This is a genomic window from Paraliomyxa miuraensis, assembly GCF_026337845.1.
Classification (GTDB): domain Bacteria; phylum Myxococcota_A; class Polyangia; order Nannocystales; family Nannocystaceae; genus Paraliomyxa; species Paraliomyxa miuraensis.
In genome coordinates, this window is the sequence record NZ_JAOVZF010000160.1 from 243,479 (window position 1) to 267,906 (window position 24,428).

The window sequence follows — 24,428 nt, forward strand, 5'->3', positions numbered from 1 at the left end:
CGGATCACGGACCCGCCTCCTCGCGTGCGAGTGCAGCGGCGAGCGATCCGACGGTGGCGACCAGCTCGTCCTCGCCCCGCTGCGAGGCTTCGATGAGCGCGCTGCCCACGACCACCCCGTCGGCGTGGCGCGCCAGGGTGGCGGCCTGCTGCGGGGTGCGCACGCCGAAGCCGGCCGCGATCGGCAGCGTGGTGTGAGCCCGGAGCGCGCGTAGCTGGTCGGACAGCTCCGAGCGATCGGCATCGAGCGCTGCGCCCGTCACTCCGCGCAGGGTCACCGCATAGACGAACGCGGTGGCGACCGCTGCCGCCCCCGGCAAGCGCTGCGCCGGAGTGGTGGGGGCCACGAGGCCGACCCATCCGACAGAAGCGGCCCGCAGCGGCTCCCGCAGCTCGGCGGCGTGCTCGGCCGGCAGGTCGACCACCAGCGCGGCGTCGATGCCCGCGCCGGACAAGCGGGCGCCCACCTCCTCGCCGAGGCGCAGCAGCGGATTGGCGTAGGAGAACAGCACGATCGGCACCTGCGGGTGCTCGGCCCGCAGCCGCGTCGCGAGCTGCAGCACCCCGGCCAGCGTGGCCCCGGCCGCCCGGGCACGCAGCATGGCGCCCTGCACGACGGGGCCGTCGGCGGTGGGATCGGAGAACGGCACTCCGAGCTCGAGCACGTCGACGCCGGCCCGCAGTGCGGCCGAGATCCTCGCGTAGGAGGTCTCGCGATCGGGGTCGAACGCGGTGAGGTAGCCGACCAGCGCGGCCCGCCGCCTTGCCCGGAAATCGGCGAAGGTCCGGGCGATCCGATCCTCGCGGGTCATGCGTCGACCTCGTCCTCGGCGTCGGCCCGCGCCATGACCGTGTGCATGTCCTTGTCGCCGCGGCCCGAGACGTTGAGCAACAGCGTGCGCGAGGGATCCTCGGCGCAGAGCCGCGGCAGCGCGGCCACGGCGTGGGCCGTCTCGAGCGCGGGAATGATGCCCTCGGTGCGCGACAGAAGCCGCAGCCCCTCGAGCGCATCCTCGTCGGTCACGCTCACATAGCGGGCGCGGCCCGTGTCGCGCAGCATCGCGTGCTCGGGCCCGACCCCGGGATAGTCGAGCCCGGCCGAGATCGAGTGGGCCTCCTGGAGCTGGCCGTCGTCGTCCTGGAGCACGAGGCTGCGCATGCCGTGGTAGATGCCCAGGCGCCCCTTGGTCATGGTGGCGGCATGCTTGCCATGCAGGCCCTCGCCCGCCGCCTCGACCCCCACCAGCGCGACCTCGGCGTCGTCGAGGAAGCCGCTGAAGATGCCCATCGCATTGCTGCCTCCGCCCACGCAGGCCACCACCACGTCGGGCAGTGCTCCCAGGAGTTCCAGGGCCTGCCGGCGGGCCTCGATCCCGATCACCCGTTGCAGCTCGCGGACCATGGTTGGGTAGGGATCGGGGCCCATGACCGAGCCGATCACGTAGTGGGTGTCATCGACATGAGCGACCCAGTCGCGCAGGGCCTCGTTGATCGCGTCCTTGAGGGTCGCCGATCCCGAGTGCACGGGGACCACCCGTGCGCCCAGCAGACGCATGCGGAACACGTTGAGGCGCTGCCGCTCGACGTCGACCGCCCCCATGTAGACCACGCAAGGCAGGCCGAAGTAGGCGCACACGGTGGCAGTGGCCACGCCGTGCTGGCCCGCGCCGGTCTCGGCGATGATGCGGCGCTTGCCCATGCGCCGTGCCAGCAGCACCTGCCCCACGCAGTTGTTGATCTTGTGCGAGCCGGTGTGGTTCAGATCCTCGCGCTTGAGCAAGACCTGCGCGGCGCCGATCGCCGCTGCGAGGCGGGGAGCCGGGGTCAGCGGCGAGGGCCGGCCCACGTACTCCGCCAGGATCCGCTCGTACTCGGCGCGAAAGCTCGGGTCGTCCCAGGCCTCGGGCCACGCGCGACCGAGGGCCTCCACCGCTGGCATCAGCGACTCGGCCACGTAGCGGCCGCCATAGGGGCCGAATTGCAGCGACGGTCCGACGGGCGGGCTCATGGTGCCCGAGGGTTCTTGCAGATCGAGGCCAGGGCCGCAATGGCGGCGGGGTCCTTGCGGCGAGGCTGGCCCGGACGCTCGGCTCCGGAGGCCACGTCGAGGCCGGCCGGGGCGACCCGCTCGATCGCCAGGGCGGCGTTGTCGGGTGTGATGCCGCCGGCGAGCCACACGGGAGTCGGCGCGAGCGCGCGCACGGCCTTGGCAGCCCACGTCCAGTCGGTGCTCGTCCCCTGCCCTCCGTAGCCCGGCACGTGGGCGTCGAGGAGGATCCAGGCGGGGGCCGGGTCGGGGACCGTGAGCGTCGCCAGCGAGGGCGTGCCGCGGATCACCCAGACGTAGGGCAGCCCCAGCGCGGCGAAGCGCTCGACGGGGGCATCGCCGTGCGGCTGGACGAGATCGAGGCGCAGGCGCTCGAATGCCTCACGGAGCTCGCGGTCGGTGGCATCGACGACCACCCCGATCAGCCGCGGTCGCCGTTGGCTGGAGGCCCTCTCACGCACCCGATGAGCCAAGGGCTCGGCCTCATCGACCGTCAGCGCTCGCTGGCTCCCCGGCCACAGGTTCAGACCGATCGCATCCACGTCGTGGGCGAGGCACGCATCCACGTCGTCGGGGTGAGCAACCCCGCAGATCTTGAGACCGACCGGGCGAGCGGACACCGGCGAGAGTCTATGCCATGTCCGCGGCCCCGAGTTCGAGCACCCGCTCGAGGGTCGGCTCGATCACCACACGGTCCGCCCAGGCATCGAGCCGTTCGACCGCGGCCCCCTCCACGAGCGCCCGAGTTCTCGCCGAGAGCGGACCGAAGCGCTTGCCGAGCTGCCTGAGCAGGAGTTCGGCCTTTCCTTCGGTCCGCCCTGCGGTCCTCCCTTCGGCCCGTACCGTTGCGAGATCGATCCGGTACAGCTTGATCGCGTCCTCCCGCTCGCGCGCCTGGCGACGGGTATCGGGATCCTGCGACAGTTCCTCCAACGTCTGCTTGGCCACGTGCATCATGGGATCTTCTGCGGCGAGGCGGTCGATCTCGGCGTCGTCGTCGAAGTGCATCAGGAAGCGAGCCCACCGCTCGACCCGGGCATCATAGCCGGTCGCGCACGTCGACGTCGACGACGAGCACAGCTGTAGGACATGGATGGTGAGCTGGTCACCGAACAAGAGCTGCGTGTGTCGCTCGCGCAGCTCGAAGATCGCGTGCAGACGCTCCAGCGTGGGAAATAGCGGCTCGGCCAACCAGGCGATGACGGCCGTGGGTGCAAGCCGCTCGTATGCATCACCGCGATCGAGCTGGTCCACATAGTCCCTGGCACCGTAGTAGACCAAGCGCGAGGTCAGCGCTGGGGTCAATCGGATCTGCATCTCGAGATCGACCCGCGTACCGTCGTCGAGGACCACGCGGAGATCGAGCACGATGCCCTTGTCGCTGGCCAACACCCCGGGAATCTCGGGATTCTTGACGGTCACCGTACGGATCGGCCGCCCCAGGACGCCCTCGAGCATGTGGACGAGCAGCTCCGCCCGGCGGGTGAGCAGCAACTTGAAGACCAGATCGAGCTTGGGGTCGAGGCGCCTGGGGGAATCCACATGGACATTACTCGACCACCATGGGGTCCTCGTTGCAGGAAATCGACACGACCCCAACGGGTCATGCTGGACGCGGTCCGTGTTGGGCCACCGCCTGGCGCTCAGTGCCCGCCGTCGAGACCGTTGAGCAGCTCGGCGAGCGCCCGTGCGGGATCGTCGGCCGACATCAGCGCCGTACCCACCAGCGCCGCATCGACCCCCGCATCGCGCAGCCGCAGCAGGTCCTCGAGACCCTGCACGCCGCTCTCGGCCACGTAGGTGAAGTTCTTGGGGACCGAGCGCCGCAGGCGAATCGGCAGCTCGGGATCGACCTCGAACGTCCGCAGGTCGCGGGCGTTGACCCCCACCACCCGCGCCCCCGCGCTCATGGCCCGATCCACCTCGTGATCGTCGTGAGCCTCGCACAGCACCTGCAGCTCGATCGCATGCGCGAACTCGATGAGCTGCTTGAGCGTCGGCGGCTGCAGCACGGCGGCGATGAGCAGCACGGCGTCGGCCCCGGCCCGGCGCGCATCGAGAAGCTGGCCGCGCTCGAGGATGAAGTCCTTGCACAGAACCGGCACCGGGCAGACCTCGCGGGCGCGGGCCAGATCGTCGAGGCTGCCTCCGAAGTGCGAGTCGGTCAGCACGCTGACCGCGGCCGCCCCCGCCTCCACGTAGCCCCGCACCACCTCGGTGATGGAGGCGCCCTCGCGGATGACTCCCGCCGACGGTGAGGCGCGCTTGAACTCGGCGATGATGCGCGGGGCCATGCCCTGGCGCAGCGCACCCTCGAAATCACGCGTGGGGCCGAGGCCAGCCAGCGCATCCTCGATCTTGCGATCGGTGAGCCGATCGTGGCGGTGCTGGGCCAGCTGCGCGCGCTTGGTCGCCAGGATCCGGTCGAGGTGGGTGGGCTCGGCGTCGCTCATCGCGTTGGGCTCGTCGAGGTCGAAGCGTAGCCCAAACCGCCGATCGACGACGAGGGGGCGGTCGGCGGAGCGGCCGGCGAGGCGGTCGGCGAGGGCCAATCGGGGCTGAGGCCGCGAATTTCGGGCATTGGGTGCGCTGCGGGCCCTCGGTCGCACGTCAGCCGCCCGCGTGGCTGCGCTGGACCAGCGCATCGAGGATCCGCCGGACCGCCCCCTCGTCGAGGACACGGCCGATGGCGGCGGCGTGCTCGGGCAGCGCCGAGAGCTCGCCGTCGCCCGCGGCGAGGAGCGCCAGGGCGCCGCTGTACTGCACGGCAGTACGATAGGGCCCGGGCGCACCATCCACGAGATCGACGAGGGCCTTGGCGTTGTCGCGCGGGGATCCCCCGGCGAGCTCGGAGAGCGGCACGCGCGGCAGCCCGGCCGCCTCGGGGGTCAACACGTGCGTGTGGACGGCACCGTCGCGCCACTCCACCACCAAGGACTCGCCCTCGGGGCTGAGGTCGTCGATTCCGGGTGAAGCGTCGGGCCCGGCACGGACCACGCGGCGAAAGCCGTGCACCACCAGCACCCGGCGGCTGCCCAGCGCCCCCAAGGCCCGCGCCACGTCCTCGCAGCGTCGGGGGTCGAAGATCCCCAGGAGCTGCCGCGTGGCCCCGGCCGGGTTGGTCAGCGGGCCCAGGAGGTTGAACAGCGTGCGGATGCCCAGCGCTCGGCGAGGGCCCATGGCGTGCTTCATGGCGGGGTGCAGAGCCGGCGCATACAAGAAGCCCACCCCGACCTCGTCGAGACAGCGGCCGACCTGGGCCGGGCTGGCTGCGATGTTCACCCCGAGCGCCTCGAGCACGTCGGCGCTGCCGCTTTGGCTGCTCGCGCCGCGGTTGCCGTGCTTGGCCACCGGGACCCCGCAGGCGGCCACCGCCAGGGCGACGGCGGTGGAGACGTTGCGGCGCGGGATCCCGCTGCCGCCCGTGCCGCAGGTGTCGAGCACCTCCCGATGGCGGTGCTCGATCGGCACCACGCGACGACGCATGGCCGCGGCCGCGCCCGCGATCTGCTCGGTGGTCTCGCCGCGGATCGCAAGGCCCATCAGGAGCGCACCCACCTGCGAGGGATCGCACTGCCCGTCCATCAGCTCGTCGAAGATCGCCTCGACGGCGGCGCAGTCGAGGGTGCGGCCGGCCGCGAGCGCAGCCAGGCCGGCACGGGTGGCAGAAGCGGGACCTGGGCTCGGCTCGGGCATGGTGGCCCCTGGCATCATGCGCGCGCGCGTACGAAGATGACAAGCCGACCCACGCTCGCGCCGGTGGTGCGCACTTGGAGGGGACGATGGACGATCGGTGATCGATTCGGGCATCGCCCCGACAGCCGCCACGCGGCCCGAGCAGCCGAAAGGACTTCGACGACGATGACCAACTTCAGCAACCCCAACGCAAGCCTCGAGGGCAGCGCCAGCCAGCCGACCTTGAACACGACGCCCAACGCGGACGCGGGCAAGTCTCCCTACTGCGTGGCCGTGGTCGAGAACGACACCGGCAGCCAGCTCCACGTCGGACTGCTCACGTTCGATGACTCCGCTCCCCCCAAGCCCGTGAGCTACGAGATCAAGGTCCTTCAGGCGACCGAGGACGTGTACATCTTCGTCGGCCTCGACGACACCGTGACCTCCGTCAAGGTGTTCACCGACCCGCAGCAGCTCACCTATGCGCTGAATTCCACCACGATGACGGGCTCCAGCGGCGATGCCTACTTCGCCGGAGAATTCACGACGAACCGGGCCTATCGCGAGATCCGTGCGAGCCTCGACGGCAACGCCGTCGAGGTCGACCGGAGCTTCGTCTACGCCTCGACCAACCAGTACATCGACGTCATCAATCGCACGGGCAACGACGCCCTGAGCGTGGTGATCGACGGTACCGTCGTATCGCCCCTGCCCAACACCAACAAGTACCCCACCGGCGGGGCCAACGGTGTACCGGTGACCATCGGGATCCAAGGCAACCAATCCATCACCCCGGCCACGATCACCCTCTACGACACCAGCCAGTCGAACGTGACCGTGACCGGGGCCGGCGCCATGGATGCGCAACCGCTGTTGGCCAGCGGTTCGGAGATCACCGTGGACAACGCCACCAGCGCGGGCAAAATCGAGGTCTGGTGGCTCGGCACGAGCAAGAAGGTCCCGATCGAGGCAGGGTCGTCCGGAAGCATCGATTCCAGCGAAGCCCATGCGAGCTGGTACCTCAAGTGGGAGGAGACCGACGACCCCAAGGTCATCGTCAAGCGACCGGCGACGGTCGTCTTCCACCGGTGAGGGCCAGCGAGGGCCAGTGAGGGCCAGTGGAACGGTCGAGCGGCGGCGGCGCTCGCTACTGCTCGAGCCAGCGCCCGATCTCCATCGTCCGCTGGGCCCACGCAGGACCCAGCGCGGAGAAGTCGGTCTCGGCCCGACGCGCATGAAGGAGCGCCGCATCGAGATCCCCCACCGCCCGCAGCGCCTTGGCCAACAGCCAGTGAGTCTCGGCCTGCTCCACGACCGAGCCAGGGGTGGATTCGAACAGCGCCAGCGCCCGACCGAGCCAGCGCAGGCTCTGCTCACCATCCCCCTGGGTCAGCGTCACCGCCCCCAGGGCCTTGAGCGGGATCGCGAGCTCGGGGTGGTCCGTTCCGAGCTCCGACTCGAGCACCGGCAGCGCACGACGCAGGAGCCCGTCGGCTCGCTGGTCCTGTCCGATCTCGAGCAGGGCCTCGGCCAGGTTGATGCGGTTCCATGCGAGCTCCTGCGAGCGGGGAGGGAGCCGCTGCTCCGCGATGCTCAACGCCCGCTCGTAGACGTCTGCCGCCTCGGAGAAGCGCTTCTCGCGATAGGCGACCGTTCCGAGCGCGGCCAGCGAGTACAGCCGATCGGGGTGGCGAGGATCGATGTCCGCCAGGATCCCATCGGCCGCCTCGGCCCGCTCGCGCATTCGATCGAGCTCGCCGCGGGCATCGTGCAGGCCAGCAAGCGCCACGTGGGCATTGGCCACGCCGACGCTCCCCGGACCGTACTCGATCATCAGCCGGTCGAGCGCGCGACGCATCGCGTCCTCGGCTTCCGAGAGCTTTCCCGCCCCTTGCAGCGCCACTCCCTCCGCGAGGATCCCTTCCCCGACCCTCGTCTCGATCTGCGCCCCCTCCTCGCGGGTCTCGATCATCCGCGCCTGCTGATGCAGCTGCACGGCCTGCTCGCTGCGTCCCTGCGCCTGCACCGTGACGGCCAGCTGTCGCATCGCGGCGGCCTGGACCCAGCGCGTGCTCGGACCGAGCGCCTCGTAGCGCTCCACCGCGTCTCGTAGCGCCGACTCGGCCTGGGCGAGTTCGTCCCGCAGCAAGTGCATGCGCCCCTGCAGCAGCACCGCGCCTGCACGGCGTTGTCGATCCTCGGGCAGCCGGTTCAGCCAGGGCTCGGTCCTCTCCCCCAGCCACTGGGCCAGCTCGGCATCGAGCTGTTGGTCGATGGCCAGCTCCTGCAACCCCATCCACGCATCGATCACCAAGGCGGGATCATGGCGCTGCCCCACATCGAGCGCCTCGCCCAGGCAGCGTCGAGCGCCGACGACGTCTCCTGCACTGGCTGCCAGCTGGCCGCACATGTGCGCCGCGTGCCCCACGAGCGGCTCGAAGCCCAGGCCCCGTGAGGCCTCGTACAGCACGGCCACGCGCTCGCGTCGGCGCTCGAGATTGGGGTCGTCCATGCCCCACCGGGCCACGAGGAGCTCTCGTCGGATCCGAGAGACTTCGTCGCCCAGCTCGGGCGGTGGCTCGCCCGCATCGGCCTCGAGCAGCGCCGGGCTCAAGCACCGGCCGGGCTCGTCGAGCACGCCCAACCACTCCACGGGCAGGCGCTCGCGCGTGCCGCCGCGCTCGACCGCCAGCAGCACGTCGAGCTCGTCGAGGCGCTCCTGCAGACACGCGCGTCGGGGGCCCAAAGTGGCTTCGGGGCGGAGCTGCTCGACGTGCACCTCCTCGCAAGCGCGGCGCGCGGCATCGCGCCAGCGCATCGACCAGTCGTCGACCAGCGTGGCCAGTTCCTCGTCGTGGGCGGCCACCACCCCGCGGTGCTCGTCCGTCCAGCGCTCGTCGATCGCTCGCCCCGCGTTCGCACACGGCTCGGCCACCGCCTCGCTCGGCGCCGCGAGCAGCCCCAGCGTCACCCCGAGCGCACCGGTCCCGGCCACCGCGGCCGCCAGCCACCGCCCCCGCCGGGGCGCGAGCGCGCCGAGCAGCGCGTCCATGCTCGAAAAGCGCAGCGCCGGATCGCGGCTGAGTCCCCGCGACAGCGCCCGCTGCACGCGCCCGGGCATGCGTGCGCGCGAGGGCAGCGGCACCAGCCCGCCCTTGCGCTCGGGCAGCCGCTCCCGACCCGGCCGCACCCCGCACAGCGCCTCCCACACCGACATGCAGTACGCGAACTGATCGCTGCGAGCGTCGGCCATCGCGGCGGTGCGCTGCTCGGGCGCCGCGTAGGCCGGCGTGCCCACGAACCCCCCGGTCCGCGTGCGGGGCTCCGCGGCGGGCCGATCGCCGTCGACCCCCGAGGCCGCCCCCGAGCCGCTCCCCGGCAGCGTCTGCATGCCCTCCTCGCCGACGCCCACCTCGGCCCGCCGCACGAGCCCGAAGTCGATGAGCCGCACGCGCCCGTCGTCCCCGCGCAGCACGTTGTCGGGCTTGACGTCGCGGTGCACCAGCCCCGCCGCATGCACGGCGGCCAGCCCCCGCCCCGCCTCGATCCACGCCTCGAGCCGCTGCCGCGCGCTCGGCCGCTCCCCCTCCACCCACGCCCGCAGCGTCCGCCCGGGCACGAACTCCATCGCCACCCAGACCCGACCCTCGTGCCGTCCCGCGTCGTAGACGGGCACGACGTTGGGGTGCGAGAGCTTGGCCAGGCTCTTGGCCTCCTCGAGCAATCGCTGCTCGGCCCGATCGCCCTCGGTCGAGCGTCGCAGGAACTTGAGCGCCACCTCGCGATCGAGCTGCGCGTCGTGGGCCAGCCACACCGTGCCCATGCCGCCCTGCCCCAGCTCGCGGCGCAGCGCGAAGCGATCGACCCGCACCGGCTCGGCTTGCTCGCCCAGCAGCATTGCCCGGATGCGCTGGCGTGCCACCGCGTGGCCCAGCGTGGAGACCAGCGGGGCGGCCACCATCGCCGGATCTCGCGAAGGCTCGCCGCCGTCGCCCTCGACGTCGGGCCCATGCTCTCCCACCTCCCGCATGATGCCCTATGCCCCCCACGCCGCCCGTAGCTCGCGCGCCCAGGTCTCGAGCCCGTGCACGGTCGACTGCAGCTCGGCAGCATCGCGTGCCAGCTCGTCGAGCGTGCCCCGCAGCTCGAGCTTGGCCTTGCGCAGGCGGCTGCGCGCGGTCCCCTCGGGACAGCCGAGCACGTCGCCGATCTCCCTGGCCGTCAGCTGCTCCCAGTAGCACAGCTCGAGCACCAGCTGCGACTCGATCGGCAGGCGTCGCAGCCCCTCGAGCATCAGCCGCTGCTCGCGGCGCTTGGCCATCACCGTGCTTGGGCCCGCGCCCAGATCGGCCACCGACGCATCCCCGAGTTCCTCGCTACGCCCTCGCCGCCGCGCCGTCTCCTCGGCCCACTGCCGCAGGATGTTGCGCGCGATCGCGAACATCCACGTGCGCACCGAGGCCCCGTCGCGAAAGCGAAGCGCGCCCTCCACCGCGCCCTCGAACGTGCGCTGGGCCAGCTCCTCGGCCTCGCCCGCGTTGCCGACCTTGTTGCGGAAGAAGCGCAGGATCGCGGCGAGGTAGCGATCGATGAGCTCGCCGCCCGCCCGCTTGTCTCCCCCCTGCCACGCCAAGAGCAACGCTCGATCGTCCTGTCCCCCCATCGCACTCAGGATACCAAGGCGAGCCCAGGGCCAGAGCCCTCCCGCGCCGATTGCCACGACGTGCATCGCCCGCGGTGGTCGATCACCGCGGGCAAACGATCATCGATTCCACCCCGTCCGAGGCACTCGAACTACTCGGGGGAGTACGGGTCCTCGAGCGCCTTCATCGGCCCCTTGAGGGTTCGGGTCTGCCCGTCCTCCACGGTGAACGACGAGGTTTCCGATCCCCCGTCGGACCACGCGAACTTCACCGTGTGCCGACCCGGCGCGACCTTGACGTTCATGATCGGGGTCATGCCCACGTACCTGCCGTCGATGTAGACCTTGGCGGGACCGTAGCCACGCCCGGTCCCGATGCGCAGCGTGGCGGTCTTGGCCTCGTCGACCTTGGGCGCGAAGGGATCCTTCGAGCCCCGACCGGCCCGGGGCGCCTTCGAGGTCGCCTTGGGCGACTTTGGGGCCTCCGCGGTCGTCTCGGGCGGCTCGCTCGCGGGCTCGGCCTGGGATGGAGGCGTCTGCACCGGCGTGCCCGGAGCCGGCGGCAGCTCGCTCGGAGCATGGCTCGCCGGGGGCGATGCAACGGGCACCGCGACCGGCACCGTCACCACCACCGGGGCCGTCACCCGTGGCTCGCTCCGCCACAGCTGCGACAAGCCCAGCACCAGGGCCGCTGCGGCCACCATTGCCACGCCCACCAGCGCCCAGCCATATCCACCGCGTCGTCGATCTTCCATGCTCGTCGCTCCTTCCTCGCTCGTCTCGCTCGCAGGCAGCCCGGCCTCCACGTGCTCCATCACCCGCTCGGCGAGATCGATCGCCGGCTCGGGCACCGTCCACGCCGCCAACAGCTCGCGATCCGGCAGCTGCGGTGCCCCCTCGAGCTCGAGCTCGCGGTCCTCGTCGCGCTCGTCGTCGTCCTCGTGGATCCTCATCGTCGCGCCTCCTGCCGGACCTCTTGCAGGTGCTCTTGCAGCGCGGCCCGGGCCCGCCAAAGCCGCGACTTGACCGTGCCCAGGCCCACCTCGAGCGCCTGCGCGATCTCTGCGTAGTCGAGCTCGTGATAGGCCCGCAGCACGAACGCGGCCCGCACCTCGGGCGACAGCGAGGCCACCGCGGCCTCGATCGCCCGCCCCATGGCGCGTCGCTCGCTGTGCACGTCGGGGCGCTCGCCTCCGGCCAGCTCGTCCTCCACCACCTCGAGCGGGGTCTTGCGCGGCCCAGGGCGACGCAGCTCGTCGATCACCGCGCGCGTGGCGATGCTGAGGATCCACGTCGACAGGCGGGCCGGCCCGGCCACCGTGAAGCGCGGGAGCGCCTGGAACACCCGCAGGAACGCGTCCTGCACGAGATCCTCCACCTGATCCTGGCGACCGGCGCCGGCCAGCAGCCGCCAGACCAGCGCGTGGACGCGCCCCTGGTAGGTGTGGACCAGCGCTCGTCGGGCCCATCGCTCGCCCCGCTGGGCCGCCGCCAGGGTGTCCCCCGGCAGCTCGCGCTCCGTGGGCTCTGGGTTGGCGTGCGCCAGCGCGGTCACGCCGGCCTTGCTCGGAGTCGACACTCGAAAGGTTCCCCTCCACCGCCAAGGAATTTCGACGGGGATCGTGGCCGACCGATCCCGCGAAGTGCGCGCAAGGCCCCCTCAGCCCCGCGTGGCCGCGTCGAGCCGCGTCGCGAGGTCGCCTCCCACCCCGAGGAAGGTGGCCAGCAGCCGATGGCCGTGCTCGCTGGCGATCGACTCGGGATGGAACTGCACCCCGTAGACCCTCCGGCTGCGATGCCGGACCGCCATCAGCTCGCCCTCGGCGGTGCGCGCGATCGGCAAGAGCGTGGGCGGAAGGGTGGCCTCTTCGACCACGAGGCTGTGGTAGCGGGTCACCGTCATCGGCGAAGGCAGCCCGAGCAGCACTCCGGTGCCGTCGTGCTCGATGGGGCAGACCTTGCCGTGCATGATCCGATCGGCACGACGTACCGTGGCCCCCGCGACCTCGCACAGGGTCTGGTGGCCCAGGCACACGCCCAAGGTGGGGATCGGCACGTCGTCGCAGACCCGGCGGCACAGCGCCTGGCACACGCCGCTGTCGGTCGGGCGCCCGGGCCCCGGCGACAGCAAGAGGTGCGTCGGCCTCGCGGCGATCGCCTCGTCCGCGTCGATCGCATCGTTGCGTGCCACGTCGACCACGGCGCCCAGCTCGAGCAGATACTGCACGAGGTTGAAGGTGAAGGAGTCGTAGTTGTCGATCACCAGCACGTGCGGCTGCGGCCCTCCCGGGGGCCGGTAGCGCACGATCCGGGGCTCGTGGTGGGGCTCGTGGTGGGGCTCACGGTCGGGCTCGCGCCGGGACTCGCTCATGTCTGCCTCCCCGCCTTGGCCATGGCGATCGCTCGCAGCACCGCGCTGGCCTTGTTGCGGCACTCGAGGTCCTCGGCCTTCGGATCCGAGTCGTAGACGATTCCCCCGCCGGCCTGCACGCGAAAGCGATCGGGCAGTCCCAGCGCGCTGCGAATGCAGATCGCGAAGTCGGCCCCACCGTCGAACCCCACGTAGCCCACCGCCCCCCCGTAGAACCCGCGATCGGCGGGCTCGAGCTCGTCGATGAGCTGCAGTGCCCGCACCTTGGGGGCGCCGCTGAGGGTCCCCGCGGGGAACGTGGCGCGCAGTGCATCGAGGGCGCAGAGCCCGGGAGCCAGGGTGCCGGTGACCTCGGAGACGATGTGCATCACCCGGCTGTAGCGCTCGATCCCGAAGCGATCGCCCATGCTCACGGTGCCGCCCACCGCGACCCGCCCCACGTCGTTGCGGCCGAGGTCGATGAGCATCAGGTGCTCGGCGCGTTCCTTGGGATCGGCGAGCAGCTCGCGCTCGAGCGCGAGGTCCTCGGCCTCGGTGCGGCCACGGGGGCGCGTACCGGCGATGGGTCGCACCGTCAGCGTGCGGTCGTCGCGGTGCAGCCGCACCAGCACCTCGGGCGAGGCCCCGGTGATCGAGCCGCTCGACAGCAGCAAGAGCACCATGTACGGCGCGGGGTTGGTCACCCGCAGGATCCGATAGACGTCGAGCTCGTCCACCCCGTCGCGCGGCACCTCGAAGCCCTGGGCCAGCACCACCTGGAACACGTCACCGGCGGCCACGTACTCCTTGGCGCGCGCCACCGCGCGAAGGTGTCCCTCGCGGCTCCACGGCGCCGCCGGCTCGGCGTCGAACGGCACGTCCTCGTGCAGCGTCAGCGGGGGCAGTCGCCGCGGCTCGTGGCGCAGCACCTGCAGCACCCGCGCAAGCCGCTGCCGCGCTGCGTCGTAGGCCGGACCGGGGCCGCCGTCGTCGTCCGGATGCGCCGACGTCACCACGCGCACGCGCCCGGTGAGGTTGTCGAACACGACCACCGTATCGGTCACCACCAGATCGAGCGCGGGCAAGGCCGCGGACCCGCGCGTCGGCGGGCGGGGCAGGTGCTCGAAGCAGCGCACCATGTCGTGCCCCCATGCACCCACCAGCCCGCCCCAGAACGGCGGCTGCTCGGGCTGCGGATCGGCTCGATAGTGCGCGAGGATCCGTCGCAGCGCGGGCAGGCCGTCGCCATGGCGCAACGCATCGGGCACCTCGAACCCCTCGCCGGGCCGAAGCTCGACCCGGAGCCCCCCGCCGTGGTCCACGTGGGCCAGCACCGACGCCCGGGCCCCGACCACGAGGAAGCTGTAGCGGGCCCACCGCTCGCCCCCGACCACGCTCTCGAGCAGCCCGGTCGCGCCGTGGGGACGCAAGCGAGCGAACGCGGCCACCGGGGTCTCCCCGTCGTCGAGCAGCTCGCACCACACGGGCCGGATCCCTCCGTCGCCTTGGGCCACGAAGCGCTCGCGCGTAGGGTGGATCTCCACGAGCGCCAGGATAGCCCGGCAGGATGCCCGGGCGAAGGAGCAGAGACGAGGTCGCGAAGCCCGGGAGGACGAGGGCCGTTTGACAAGCCGGGCACGGCCCGCGAATGTTCGCGGACATGACCCAAGCGCCACGCGATCCGTCCCTCGCGCAAGCCGACCCCCAGGTCGCCGCGCTCATCCGCGGCGAGGATCGTCGCCAGCGCGAGAGCCTGCGGCTCATCGCCAGTGAGAACTACGTCTCGCGGGCCGTGCTCGAGGCCAGCGCCTCCGCCTTCACCAACAAGTACGCCGAGGGCTACCCGGGCCGCCGCTACTACGAGGGCATGGATTTCATCGATCCGCTCGAGTCCCTCGCCATCGAGCGCGCCAAGTCGCTGTTTCGGGCCGAGCACGCCAACGTGCAGCCCTACAGCGGATCGCCGGCCAACCTGGCGGTGCTGCTGGCCCTGTGCAAGCCCGGCGCCACCACCATGGGGCTGTCGCTGCCCGCGGGCGGGCACCTCACCCACGGCTGGAAGGTCTCGGCGACCGGCATCTACTACCAGTCGGTACAGTATGGCGTGCGCCGTGACGATCACCGCATCGACCTGGATCAGGTGCGGGACCTGGCCAAGGAACACCGGCCCGCGCTCATCTGGTGCGGGCACTCGGCCTACCCGCGCACGCTCGACTTCGCCGCGTTCGCCGAGATTGCGGCCGAGGTGGGGGCCCACCTGGTCGCCGACATCGCGCACGTCGCCGGGCTGGTCGTGGGCGGCGCTCATCCGAGCCCCGTGCCGCACTGCGCGGCGGTCAGCACCACCACCCACAAGACCCTGCGAGGGCCGCGAGGTGGGCTGATCCTGTGCCGCAAGGAGCACGCGGCGGCCATCGACAAGGCGGTGTTCCCCGGTCTGCAGGGAGGCCCCCACAACCACACCACCGCGGCCAAGGCGGTGGCCTTCGCCGAGGCGGCCACCCCCGAGTTCTCGGCTCATGCCCACCAGGTGGTGCACAACGCCAAGGCGCTGGCCGAGCAGCTGATCGCGCGCGGCTACTCGCTGGTCACCGGCGGCACCGACAACCACCTCTTGCTGATCGACCTCACCGCCCAGGGCATCTCGGGTCGACGCGCCGCCATCGCTCTGAACCGCGGTGGAATCGAGCTCAACGGGAACGCGATCCCGTTCGATCCACGCAAGCCCTTCGATCCCTCGGGCGTACGGCTCGGCGTGGCCTCGCTGACCTCGCGCGGCATGAAGACCGAGCACATGGAGCAGGTGGCGGCCTTCATCGACCGCGGGATCGCCGAGGCGGCGGCCAAGGGCGGCGAGCCCGACGAGGCGTTCTGCACCGCGCTTCGCGGCGAGATCCGGGAATTCCTGGCGCCCTTCCCGGCGCCCGGGCTCGGCGAGGCCTGAGGCGTGGTCGCCCCCTCCCCTCCTCCCGGCTTCGGCTCGCTCGAGCCGCACGAGCAGCAGCGCCTGACGGCTGGCGATCACGAGGCGCTCGCGGCCGACCTGGCCGCCTCGGGCCGGTATGCGCTCGCGGGCTGGGTCCGCGAGCAGATCTGGGACTTCGAGCGGGCCTGCATCGAGTACCAGGCGGCCGCTCTGCCGGTGGATGCCCTTCGCGTGGCGCTCGAGTCCGGGACCCCCGCGGCCCTCGATGCTGCGCTGGCCATGGTGGAGAAGGCCGAGCCCGAGCCCTTCGAAGCCGCGCTCGCCCTGCTGCGCAAGCGTCGACGCGACATGGAGGTCGCCTTGCTGCTCGCGAGCCGCCACGCCGCGCCCGAGGATCGTGCGCAGGCCCTGCTGCGCGCCGGCAATCGCGTGGGCGCGGCGCAGGCCCTGGCCGAGGCCGGCCGTCCTCGTGACGCGCTGCAGGCCCTCGCGCTCGGGGACGAGGGCCACGCCTCTCCGCGGGTCCTGGCCCTGGCCGCACGCCTTGGCTGGGACCTGGGCGACGCCGAAGGCGCCGCCCGCCGTGCCCAGGCAGCACTGCGCACCGGTCCCCCGTCGGCCGAGCTTGCCGCGCTGCTGGCCCGTGCCCTGGGCTCGTTGGGTCACGACCTGGCCGCCCAGCTCGTGCTGGAGCGGCACGGCGCCAGCCCCTCGGACGATGCCGTCCCCGGGCGCTATCGAGTCACGGGGCTCTTGGACAATGCGATCGCCGGAGCAGCCTACGTCGGCGTGGATCGGGTCACCATGCAGGAGGTCGAGATCCACCTGCTGCTCGCCGATCAACCCGAGCCCATCGACCCTCAGGTGGCCGCCGCGATCGATCGATTTTTGGCGGTGGCGGTGGCCGCCGCCGATGTGGGTCATCCCGCCATTCGCCCGGTGCTGCGCATCGAGTCCGAGGCGGGCTTGCTGGTGCTGCCACGAGCCGAAGGCCCTCCCCTGCGCCGCACGATCCGTCCCCCCGGTCTGCGCGATGCGATCCCGCGGGCCCGCGCCCTCGTGGCCTTCGTGCTCGAGGGATTGGCCGCCGCCCACGAGCGGGGCCTGGTCCATGGCGGAGTGCTTCCCAGCCTGCTGGTCACCGACGCGCTCGGACGTCCGCAGCTGCCGCCGTTCGGCGCCCACCATCTGGCTGGCCTGGCCGCCACCCGCACGGGGGGCCTCGAAGAGCTGATGCTGCTGACCGCTCCCGAGCTCCGACGCGGAGGCTCGCCCACCGCGGCCAGCGATCTCTTTGCGGTGGGCATCTTGTTCCATGCGCTGCTACTGGGCCGATTGGAACCACCTACCGCCACGCCCTCCGAAGATGCTGCGATCCCCGAGGCCGAGCGGACTCTCATCGAACGCATGACCGCGGAAGATCCCGCCCACCGCCCTCCGGCTGCCGCGGCCCTCGCCCAGCTCCGCGCCCCCGTGGCCGACGTGCGCACTCTGGGCCGCGCCCCCGATGCCGCGGCATCGCGCTCGACCAGTGAGGGCACCACGGGTGGCTTGCTGGTGGGAGTGGAGATCGCCGTGGCCGAGAGTTGGTCGCCCGCCCAGATCGATGCGCTCTGCGCCACCGCCAACCCGTGGATCCAGCCCGTCCTCGACCGAGATCGAGCCAGCCGGACCGTTCTCCTGGCCCCATGGCCGGCCGATGCCCGGGGGCTCGACGCATCGGTGGTCGGATGGCGTGACCTGGTCCCCAGCGCTGCCCTCGAATTCCCCGACCCCCTGCGCGAGGCCATCGAGCGGCGACTGCGGCCGGAATCGGTGGTGGTGACGGGGTCGGGAGACCGCATGTTGGCCCTCGACGATCTCCTCACACGGTAGGAGCCCCCTGCTCCGACGAGGGTATTTCTGTACCCGAAGGTTCCAGGGGCTCGGTGGATTCGGATGGGCCACTCTTGCCACTGGACTTGGCCGCGGACGCGGCCTGAGTCGATCGAGTCCGCCATTGCTGCCAGGCCTCGTAGAGTCCCAGCCGCTTCATCGCGGCCCGAAGGGCCCGGCGCGAGGTCTCCAGCGCAGCGGCGGCGGCCGAGATGCTCGAGTGGCGCCGCAGCACCGCCGCGAGCATCACCCGGTGAGCGGCATCGTCGATGCTGCGGCGCGAAGGCAGCCCCCCTCGCAAGAACAGCTCGACCCCGGCTGCGCACCAATCGAGGAACGCCTCGAGGTCGAGGTCGAGTTCGGCCTCGCGTGGAGTGGTGACCGCGGCCGACCACGACCGCAGGAGATCCTGATGGCGTAGCGCGGTCGAGCGGATCAACAACGAATGCAGGCGATGGGCGTCGATGGTGGCCAGCCGCTTGGCGATCGCCTCGGCCTCGATGGTTCCTTGGGATTCGGACATGAACAGCTCCCTATCGGGAAGCCCATGGGGTGGTCCTAATGAACCCATGGCCTCCCACGATGAAGTGGGTTGTCTTCGTTCCAGCCCTCGTACGACGGTGGCTGTGATTCGATGGCAACCTACGCTCGTCCTGCGATTCATGCAATGACACGCAAAGTGCCACTGTCACTGAATCGCTGCGACTCACGTCTCCTCATGACCCAGGGCCGCACGCATCCAGCGAACGATGGCCGACCACGGTGACGCCCCGCATTTCGGGGCAGCAGCGGGTCAGCGCAGCTCGGCTCGCCACGGACTGGGCAGGGGCGCGTCGAGGTCCGCTCCGCCCCACTCCACCACGGTGAACCCGCCGCGGTGGCGCCGTGGCAGCGGAGGAGCACCCACCTCCACCGGGACCTCGCTACGCCGGAAGATCATGAACGGTCGAATCACGGTGTCGGGCGTGGGCTCGACGTCGAGTCGCGCGTAGCGACCGTAGACGTCCTCGTCGACCAGCTCGATCACGGTATAGGGATTTTGGGCCAGCGTGGGCAACCAATAGGTCACCATGTCACCACACTCGTCGGCGGTGAGCGCATGGGACTCGCACACCCGCTCGAGGAACGACGCCGCCTCGTCTCCGGGCACGCAGTGGGCCGAAGCCGGATCGAGCTCCCACTGCGTGCTCGAGCCCTCCCAAAACAGGTAGCGATGCTCGCGGCCGGTCGCTTCGTCCACCAGTCGGCCGTCCGGCGCGGCGGTGACCGACCAGGCGCCGTCGTGCAGCGCCGGATAGGCGGCCAGTAGCTCACCGCGCAGCTCGAGCCCCACGTGCACCTGCGTGGTCGTCGTGGGGTAGAGATAGATCACGGGCTTGCGCACCGCGATGGGCCGCGGCGGCGAGGGCTGGCCGAAGTCGAGGATCGTGACGTCCGAGCACACGCCCACGATCCCGGGCTTGCGCGCGTCCCGGCTGAACGCGAACAGGGTCGGGCTGCGATCGACCTCGCCATCGACCACCAGCAGCTCGCGGCGCTCGTCGAGATCATAGCCGGCCTCGACGAGCCGCCGAAGCTGCGCCGCCCCGCTCACGCGCTCGCGAAACGAGGCGTCGATCCAGCCTCCGTTGCGAAACGGCCCGCCCTCGAGCGTGATGACCTTGCCGCCGGCCTCGCTGTCCTTGGCGGAGAAGCCCCGCGCTCGCACGTCCCGCCGGGTGGGCTCGGGGCGGGGATCGATGGTCAGCGCGTTGCGATCGTCGGACAGCGACAGCACGTAGTGGGCGGCGATCGAGGCCGGCACACGGGCCAGGGCCGAGGCGATCGGCGCGGAGAGCATCGCGTCGCTCGGCTCGGGCGGGGTCTTGGAGTTCTCGGGCGACGGCGGAGACTCGGCCTTGTCGGGCTCCGCGGCCGGCGTGCTCCCCACCTCGCCGGGCGGCGGGGCGAACCCCGAAGGGCTCTGGGGACACGCCGCGACGGCCGGGGCCAGGACGAGCAGGAGCGAGGAACGAAGGTCGATCGAGCGAGGCATGGCGGCGTGGGGGCCACAGCATGACACGGCCCCCATGTACGGGGGCGCGCTGCATCGCCCGTCGATCCCGTACGGCGTACCATCGACCGCGGTGACCATCTCGGCCGAGCCAGCCGCCACCCCGTCGTCCGAGCGCGCGTCCGCGATCGACTGGGGGCGTGCGCAGTGGCCCTGGCTCGCGCTCGCGCTGCTGCTGCTGTTGCTCGCGGCGCTGGCGATCCCGCATCACGTGCAAGCCGGTGACGCGGGAGAATTCGCCACCGTCATGCTCGAGGGCGGCGTGCCCCACCCCTCGGGCTACCCGTGGATGCGCGCGCTGGGCGGTCCGGCCCGACTGCTGCGCGCGCTGGGGGCGACCCCGGCGGCCGCCGCCGCGTGGCCCTGCGCGCTGGCCGGCGTGGCGGCATGGCTCGTGCTGTGGCCCCTGCTGGCTCGTCTCGCCGGTCGTGCAGCCGCCACCGTGGCCGTGGCCGTGCTCGCCACCGCATCCCCCGTGGTGCTGCACGTCAACGACAGCGAGGTCTGGGGCCCGCACCTGCTGGCCTGCGCCCTGCTGCTGCGCCTGTGCGCGTCGTCGCGGCGCCGTCCCTGGCAGCTGGGGCTCGCGTTCGGCCTCGCCGTGAGCCATCACCTGAGCGCAGGGCTCATGCTCCCGCTGGTGGTGGGCGCGGCCTGGCCCCACCCGTTCTCGTGGCGCCGCCTCGCATCGGTGGCAGCCCAGGGCGTGGGCGCGGGGCTCTTGGGCCTGCTGCCCTACGCCACGCTGGCGATCGGCAGCGGTGGCCCGTGGCGCTGGGGTGACACCCAGTCGCTGGGTGGCCTCCTCCATCACGTGCTTCGCGCCGACTATGGGGTGCTCGAGCTGAGCCTGCATGCCGAGGACCCCCACGTGCTCGATCAGTGGGCGCGCGCGGTCGAGGTGGTGGGCTCGGCCCACAGCGGAGGCCTGGCCGGGAGCCCGCTGGCCGCCGCCCTCGTGCTCGTGGCGATCGCCGCCCTCGCCCTGCGGCGCCCCGCGACCGTCCCCCCCGGTCCGTGGTGGGGGCTGTGGATCACCGTGCTCGGATGCACCCTCGGGTTTCCCGCCGCCCACAACATCGATCCCACGCGACCCTTCGGGGCTTGGATCCTCGAGCGCTTCGACCTACTGACCATCCTGCTGTGGGCCCCGCCGTGGGCCGTGGCCGCGGCCCGCCTGCGCGAGCGCGTGCCCTCCCGAGCCGGCGCCGTCGTGCTGGGCACGGGCGCCGCGGTGCTCGTTGCCACGCAGCTGCTGCGCACCGATGCCCGCGGCCTGCCCAGCGACGACGCCGGGGTCGAGCGCTACGCCCGTGACCTGCTGCGCACCCCCGCGCCCGATCGGGCCGCGATCGTGATCGGTACCGACGATCACCGGCTCTTTCCGCTGCTGTTCGTGCAGCACGTGCAGCACGAAGGCCCCGCCACGATCTACATCGATGCCTCGTTGCTCTCGCAGCCGTGGTACCGGCAGCACCTGCGCACGCGCTTCCCCGCGCTGCCCGAGGTCGACAAGCCCGTGAGGCTGGTGAGCGCACTATGGGCCGATCCCGCACTACGGGACACCCCGATCTACCTGGCCAACGTATTCTCGCGCCCGGCGTCCACCCTGCCCGTGGTGCCCCAGGGCGTGCTGTGGCGCGTCCTCGCGCCGCACCGTCCTCCCCCGGATCCCGCCGAGGTGATCGAGGATCATCTCGCGGCCCTGCGGCGCTATGGCGAGCCTGCGTTGGACCACGCGCCCGCGGTGGCGCACCCGTGGACCGCGGACCTGGGCGCCGCCTACAATGAGGGGACCCGGCGGCTGTTGGCCGCCCTGCATGCCGAGGGGCGCGACGCAGAGGCCAGTGCGCTGCTCTCGGCCCTCGGCCCATGGCGCCCTCGATGACCGCCCTGAATTCGGAGCTGGCCTTCACCCTCGCGCTCGTGGCCGAGTGCGGCGAGATCGCCATGTCCTACTGGCGACGCGGAGCCAAGGTGATGGCGCTGCGCGACAAGCCGATGGGGGGAGGACCGATCACGCGGGCCGACACCGAGATCAACGACCGGATCGTCACGGCCTTGCGCGCCCGCTTCCCCGCGGACGGAGTGCTGGCCGAGGAGAGCGCCGACGACGGAAGCTGGCGAGCGCCCGTGCGATGCTGGTACGTCGATCCCATCGACGGCACCCGGGAGTTCGCGCGCGGGCGCACCGGATGGACGATCCAGATCGGCCTGTGCGTGGGCGGCGAGCCGCGGCTGGGGGTGGTGCTCGAGCCCGCCGCAGGCCACCTCAGCTGGGCCGTGCGCGGCCCGGACCAGGCGCTGGCCCGACGTCGCCTCCCCGGTGGCGGCGAGGTGCCCCTCGAGCCCAAAGAGGCCTCGTTCGAGGACCTGCTCCTCATCGGTGGCCGCATGTTCCCGCTGTCGCACCAGCATGCGATCCGCCGGGCGCTCGGGGTGAGCGAGGCGCGGGCCCGCAGCGTGGGCAGCGTGGGCGTGCGCATGACCGCGGTGGCCCGCGGCGACGCCCACGTCTACGTGCAGGCGCCCGGCCACACCAAGATGTGGGACACCTGCGCGCCCACGGCCCTGATCCTGGCCGCCGGCGGCCGGGTCACCGATCTCCGCGGCGATCCACTGGACTTTCGCGCACCGAGCGTCACCCATCCCCGAGGCGTGGTTGCATCGCACGGGCGCATGCACGAGCACGTGCTGCAGCGCATGCGACCCCTGGTCGACCGCTGGCTCTGATGCCGGGCAGCCGGGACGAGCGTGGCGTGACGGCTCCTTTGGTGGGCCGGCTTGCGCCCCCAACAGCACTCGCGGGGTGCGCATCGGGGGCTCGGTCTTCCGCTTCGAATCGGGCGCGCTCGCGGTTCCACAAGCAGTATCGTCGAGCGCGATGCATGGCTTCGATCGCTTCCCTTCTCGCTTGCGCCGCGGCTCCCGTGCCCTCGTCGTGATCACGCCGAGCGTGGCCTCCCTGTCGCTCCTGCTCGCCGCCTGGTCGGCCCAGGCCGGAGTCACGCCGCCCAACCCGGTCCAGGGACGGATCGTGGTGCAGGCGGGTGATGCCCCCACCGGCGGCCCCACCGTGACCAACGTGCGTCCTCCATGGGTCAACGCGGCCGGTCAAGTGGCGTTCGTGGGCGACTTCGACGACGGCGATCACTTCGTGTGGGTCGACAACGCCGTGGTGTGGTCGGGCAGCGACGACGCCACGGTCGCGCTCAGCGCCATCGAGGACGCCGTGGGCAGCGACGGGGCGGGCAACTGGATCTACGCGCCCGACATCGACGGCCTCGATGGCCTCTACACCAACATGGGGGTGTTCGCGGCCATCGGCGATCCGGCGGTCGGGTTCATGGGGACCTATACGTTCCTCAGCACGCCCGTGATGGACGGCAACGGCACGATCTACTGGCGGGCGGGCATCGACAGCAACGGCGACGGCACGACCGACTTCCGCGTGTTCTATCGCACCCTCGACGGCACCGTGGCCTCGGCCGAGGTGCTGCTCGCGGGCGGCGACATGATCGACGTGTTCGTGCTCGACGACAACGTGGACGGCATCGATGCCTCGTTTGCGGTCTCCGACGACGGCATGCACCGCATCCACGTGCTCAACATGGAGGGCGACCCCGGAAGCGACGGCTTCATCTGGGTCGACGACGTGCTGGTGGCGCGCGAGGCCGATCCCACCGGCGACGGCGACGGGTGGAGCGCCTTCGATCTGGTCTCGATCAACAACGCCGGCAACTACATCTTCACGGGCGACACCAACGGGCCCATGGGACAGGACGAGTTCATCGCCCACAACGGCACCGTCGCCGTGCGCGAGGGCGACATGCTCGACGGAGTCACGCTGTCGCCCGGATCCGAGCTGCGCTTCGCCGCGATCAGCAACTTCGACCAGGCGACCCATTCCTGGGCCTACAACGGCCCCGCCGGCTTCCGCGAGACGATCTTCTTCGCCTGCGACGCGGCCGACATCGGCGGCACCTCGCTGGCGGTGCTCACCACCTTCGACGACGGCCTCGACGTGGACGGCGACGACCTGGCCGACTACTCGATCCTCGACGTCACCATCGGCACCGCCACCGACAGCAAGCCCGTCGGCGACACTCCGTTCATCTATGCGGAGCTGCTGCTCGACGACGGGATGGCCCAGACCGAGGCGATGGTCGAGCTCCCGGTGTCGTGCTGCGGCAACGGTGTCGTCAACCCGTTCGAGGACTGCGACGACGGCAACGACGACGACACCGACGACTGCCTCTCCACCTGCGCGGCCGCGGCCTGCGGCGATGGCTTCGTGCAAGACGGCGTCGAGGAGTGCGACGACGGCAACGACGACGACACCGACGACTGCCCCTCCACCTGCGCGGCCGCGGCCTGCGGCGATGGCTTCGTGCAGGACGGCGTCGAGGAGTGCGACGACGGCAACGACGACGACACCGACGACTGCATCTCCACCTGCGTGGCCGCGGCCTGCGGCGATGGCTTCGTGCAGGACGGCGTCGAGGAGTGCGACGACGGCAACACCGACTCCGGCGACGGCTGCGAGGCCGACTGCACGCTGCCGGGTGGGGTGGACGAGACCGCGGGCGACACCGGACTCGACGGCAGCACGGGCGGCAGCGGTGGCCCCTCGACGCTCACCGCCGCCAGCGGTCCGGCCGACGGCACCGAGGGCGAGACCGAGACCGAGACCGACGGAGACACCGCGGGCGTCGGCGGCACCGACGACGGCTGCGGCTGCCGAGCCAACGGCGCGGGTCCGGCCCCGTGGATGGGGCTCGGGTTGCTGGGGCTGCTCGGGCTGCGGCGACGACGCCGTTGACCGCCGGGTCCCGGCCGATTCGCGACGCGCATCGGCCGG

20 protein-coding genes are annotated in these 24,428 nt (G+C 71.8%); 6 read left to right on the forward strand and 14 right to left on the reverse strand.

Features of this window, described 5'->3' with window-relative positions:
• Window positions 1-4 precede the first annotated feature (4 nt).
• The 6 genes from trpA to trpD form a co-directional block, all read right to left on the reverse strand.
• Window positions 5-811 (reverse strand): tryptophan synthase subunit alpha, encoded by an 807-nt coding sequence (gene trpA / locus OEB96_RS34330; RefSeq protein WP_266221069.1) that lies wholly within the window; start codon window positions 809-811, stop codon window positions 5-7.
• Complete coding sequence (trpB, locus tag OEB96_RS34335; protein WP_266221070.1) at window positions 808-2,007, reverse strand: tryptophan synthase subunit beta; 1,200 nt, start codon at window positions 2,005-2,007, stop codon at window positions 808-810. The genes trpA and trpB overlap by 4 nt, the downstream gene beginning before the upstream one ends.
• Window positions 2,004-2,666, reverse strand: coding sequence for a phosphoribosylanthranilate isomerase (locus OEB96_RS34340; RefSeq protein ID WP_266221071.1), 663 nt, complete (start codon window positions 2,664-2,666; stop codon window positions 2,004-2,006). Before OEB96_RS34340 ends, trpB begins: the two co-directional genes overlap by 4 nt.
• A 10-nt stretch (window positions 2,667-2,676) precedes the next feature.
• Window positions 2,677-3,588 (reverse strand): Rpn family recombination-promoting nuclease/putative transposase, encoded by a 912-nt coding sequence (locus OEB96_RS34345; RefSeq protein WP_266221072.1) that lies wholly within the window; start codon window positions 3,586-3,588, stop codon window positions 2,677-2,679.
• A gap of 101 nt (window positions 3,589-3,689) precedes the next feature.
• On the reverse strand, window positions 3,690-4,499 hold the full coding sequence (gene trpC / locus OEB96_RS34350; protein WP_266221073.1) for an indole-3-glycerol phosphate synthase TrpC: 810 nt from the start codon (window positions 4,497-4,499) through the stop codon (window positions 3,690-3,692).
• Window positions 4,500-4,656: 157 nt separating this feature from the next.
• Complete coding sequence (trpD, locus tag OEB96_RS34355; protein WP_266221074.1) at window positions 4,657-5,742, reverse strand: anthranilate phosphoribosyltransferase; 1,086 nt, start codon at window positions 5,740-5,742, stop codon at window positions 4,657-4,659.
• A gap of 165 nt (window positions 5,743-5,907) precedes the next feature.
• Here trpD and OEB96_RS34360 point away from each other — a divergent pair, with 165 nt between their 5' ends.
• Window positions 5,908-6,813: a hypothetical protein gene (locus OEB96_RS34360; RefSeq protein WP_266221075.1), complete on the forward strand. Its 906-nt coding sequence runs from the start codon at window positions 5,908-5,910 to the stop codon at window positions 6,811-6,813.
• 55 nt (window positions 6,814-6,868) lie between these two features.
• Here the strand turns inward: OEB96_RS34360 and OEB96_RS34365 are convergent, their stop codons facing one another.
• The 6 genes from OEB96_RS34365 to OEB96_RS34390 all read right to left on the reverse strand — a co-directional run bounded on the left by OEB96_RS34365 (window position 6,869) and on the right by OEB96_RS34390 (window position 14,257).
• Window positions 6,869-9,751 carry a protein kinase domain-containing protein gene (locus OEB96_RS34365; RefSeq protein ID WP_266221076.1) on the reverse strand — a complete coding sequence of 961 codons (2,883 nt, stop codon included), beginning with the start codon at window positions 9,749-9,751 and terminating at the stop codon, window positions 6,869-6,871.
• Window positions 9,752-9,757: 6 nt separating this feature from the next.
• Window positions 9,758-10,384: an RNA polymerase sigma factor gene (locus tag OEB96_RS34370; protein ID WP_266221077.1), complete on the reverse strand. Its 627-nt coding sequence runs from the start codon at window positions 10,382-10,384 to the stop codon at window positions 9,758-9,760.
• A gap of 131 nt (window positions 10,385-10,515) precedes the next feature.
• A complete protein-coding gene (locus tag OEB96_RS34375) occupies window positions 10,516-11,316 on the reverse strand; it encodes a PEGA domain-containing protein (protein ID WP_266221078.1) in 801 nt (266 codons plus the stop codon).
• Window positions 11,313-11,942, reverse strand: coding sequence for an RNA polymerase sigma factor (locus OEB96_RS34380; RefSeq protein WP_266221079.1), 630 nt, complete (start codon window positions 11,940-11,942; stop codon window positions 11,313-11,315). The genes OEB96_RS34375 and OEB96_RS34380 overlap by 4 nt, the downstream gene beginning before the upstream one ends.
• An 81-nt stretch (window positions 11,943-12,023) precedes the next feature.
• Complete coding sequence (locus tag OEB96_RS34385) at window positions 12,024-12,734, reverse strand: anthranilate synthase component II (protein ID WP_266221080.1); 711 nt, start codon at window positions 12,732-12,734, stop codon at window positions 12,024-12,026.
• Complete coding sequence (locus OEB96_RS34390; protein WP_266221081.1) at window positions 12,731-14,257, reverse strand: anthranilate synthase component I family protein; 1,527 nt, start codon at window positions 14,255-14,257, stop codon at window positions 12,731-12,733. The genes OEB96_RS34385 and OEB96_RS34390 overlap by 4 nt, the downstream gene beginning before the upstream one ends.
• A gap of 116 nt (window positions 14,258-14,373) precedes the next feature.
• Between OEB96_RS34390 and OEB96_RS34395 the strand changes: the two genes are divergently transcribed.
• Both OEB96_RS34395 and OEB96_RS34400 read left to right on the forward strand, forming a co-directional pair.
• Window positions 14,374-15,657, forward strand: a complete 1,284-nt coding sequence (locus OEB96_RS34395; RefSeq protein ID WP_266221082.1) for a serine hydroxymethyltransferase — start codon at window positions 14,374-14,376, stop codon at window positions 15,655-15,657.
• Window positions 15,658-15,660: 3 nt separating this feature from the next.
• Complete coding sequence (locus OEB96_RS34400) at window positions 15,661-17,514, forward strand: protein kinase family protein (protein WP_266221083.1); 1,854 nt, start codon at window positions 15,661-15,663, stop codon at window positions 17,512-17,514.
• Here the strand turns inward: OEB96_RS34400 and OEB96_RS34405 are convergent.
• Together OEB96_RS34405 and OEB96_RS34410 are read right to left on the reverse strand one after the other, a co-directional pair.
• Complete coding sequence (locus OEB96_RS34405) at window positions 17,504-18,037, reverse strand: hypothetical protein (protein ID WP_266221084.1); 534 nt, start codon at window positions 18,035-18,037, stop codon at window positions 17,504-17,506. The two genes, OEB96_RS34400 and OEB96_RS34405, sit on opposite strands and share 11 nt — an antisense overlap.
• 270 nt (window positions 18,038-18,307) lie before the next feature.
• Window positions 18,308-19,549, reverse strand: coding sequence for a hypothetical protein (locus OEB96_RS34410; protein WP_266221085.1), 1,242 nt, complete (start codon window positions 19,547-19,549; stop codon window positions 18,308-18,310).
• 91 nt (window positions 19,550-19,640) lie between these two features.
• Between OEB96_RS34410 and OEB96_RS34415 the strand changes: the two genes are divergently transcribed.
• The 3 genes from OEB96_RS34415 (at window position 19,641) to OEB96_RS34425 (ending at window position 24,389) form a co-directional block, all read left to right on the forward strand.
• Window positions 19,641-21,455, forward strand: a complete 1,815-nt coding sequence (locus OEB96_RS34415) for a protein O-mannosyl-transferase family (RefSeq protein WP_266221086.1) — start codon at window positions 19,641-19,643, stop codon at window positions 21,453-21,455.
• Window positions 21,452-22,300: a 3'(2'),5'-bisphosphate nucleotidase CysQ family protein gene (locus OEB96_RS34420; protein WP_266221087.1), complete on the forward strand. Its 849-nt coding sequence runs from the start codon at window positions 21,452-21,454 to the stop codon at window positions 22,298-22,300. Before OEB96_RS34415 ends, OEB96_RS34420 begins: the two co-directional genes overlap by 4 nt.
• A gap of 208 nt (window positions 22,301-22,508) precedes the next feature.
• Window positions 22,509-24,389 carry a DUF7453 family protein gene (locus OEB96_RS34425; protein ID WP_266221088.1) on the forward strand — a complete coding sequence of 627 codons (1,881 nt, stop codon included), beginning with the start codon at window positions 22,509-22,511 and terminating at the stop codon, window positions 24,387-24,389.
• Window positions 24,390-24,428 lie beyond the last annotated feature (39 nt).

Bases quoted from the DNA above. Each gene is read 5' to 3' on its own strand.
- OEB96_RS34375 (WP_266221078.1), bottom strand. From the start codon at position 11,316: ATGAGGATCCACGAGGACGACGACGAGCGCGACGAGGACCGCGAGCTC.
- trpB (WP_266221070.1), bottom strand. From the start codon at position 2,007: ATGAGCCCGCCCGTCGGACCGTCGCTGCAATTCGGCCCCTATGGCGGC.
- OEB96_RS34405 (WP_266221084.1), bottom strand. From the start codon at position 18,037: ATGTCCGAATCCCAAGGAACCATCGAGGCCGAGGCGATCGCCAAGCGG.
- OEB96_RS34370 (WP_266221077.1), bottom strand. From the start codon at position 10,384: ATGGGGGGACAGGACGATCGAGCGTTGCTCTTGGCGTGGCAGGGGGGA.
- OEB96_RS34395 (WP_266221082.1), top strand. From the start codon at position 14,374: ATGACCCAAGCGCCACGCGATCCGTCCCTCGCGCAAGCCGACCCCCAG.
- trpA (WP_266221069.1), bottom strand. From the start codon at position 811: ATGACCCGCGAGGATCGGATCGCCCGGACCTTCGCCGATTTCCGGGCA.
- OEB96_RS34360 (WP_266221075.1), top strand. From the start codon at position 5,908: ATGACCAACTTCAGCAACCCCAACGCAAGCCTCGAGGGCAGCGCCAGC.
- trpD (WP_266221074.1), bottom strand. From the start codon at position 5,742: ATGCCCGAGCCGAGCCCAGGTCCCGCTTCTGCCACCCGTGCCGGCCTG.
- OEB96_RS34365 (WP_266221076.1), bottom strand. From the start codon at position 9,751: ATGCGGGAGGTGGGAGAGCATGGGCCCGACGTCGAGGGCGACGGCGGC.
- OEB96_RS34410 (WP_266221085.1), bottom strand. From the start codon at position 19,549: ATGCCTCGCTCGATCGACCTTCGTTCCTCGCTCCTGCTCGTCCTGGCC.
- OEB96_RS34420 (WP_266221087.1), top strand. From the start codon at position 21,452: ATGACCGCCCTGAATTCGGAGCTGGCCTTCACCCTCGCGCTCGTGGCC.
- trpC (WP_266221073.1), bottom strand. From the start codon at position 4,499: ATGAGCGACGCCGAGCCCACCCACCTCGACCGGATCCTGGCGACCAAG.
- OEB96_RS34385 (WP_266221080.1), bottom strand. From the start codon at position 12,734: ATGAGCGAGTCCCGGCGCGAGCCCGACCGTGAGCCCCACCACGAGCCC.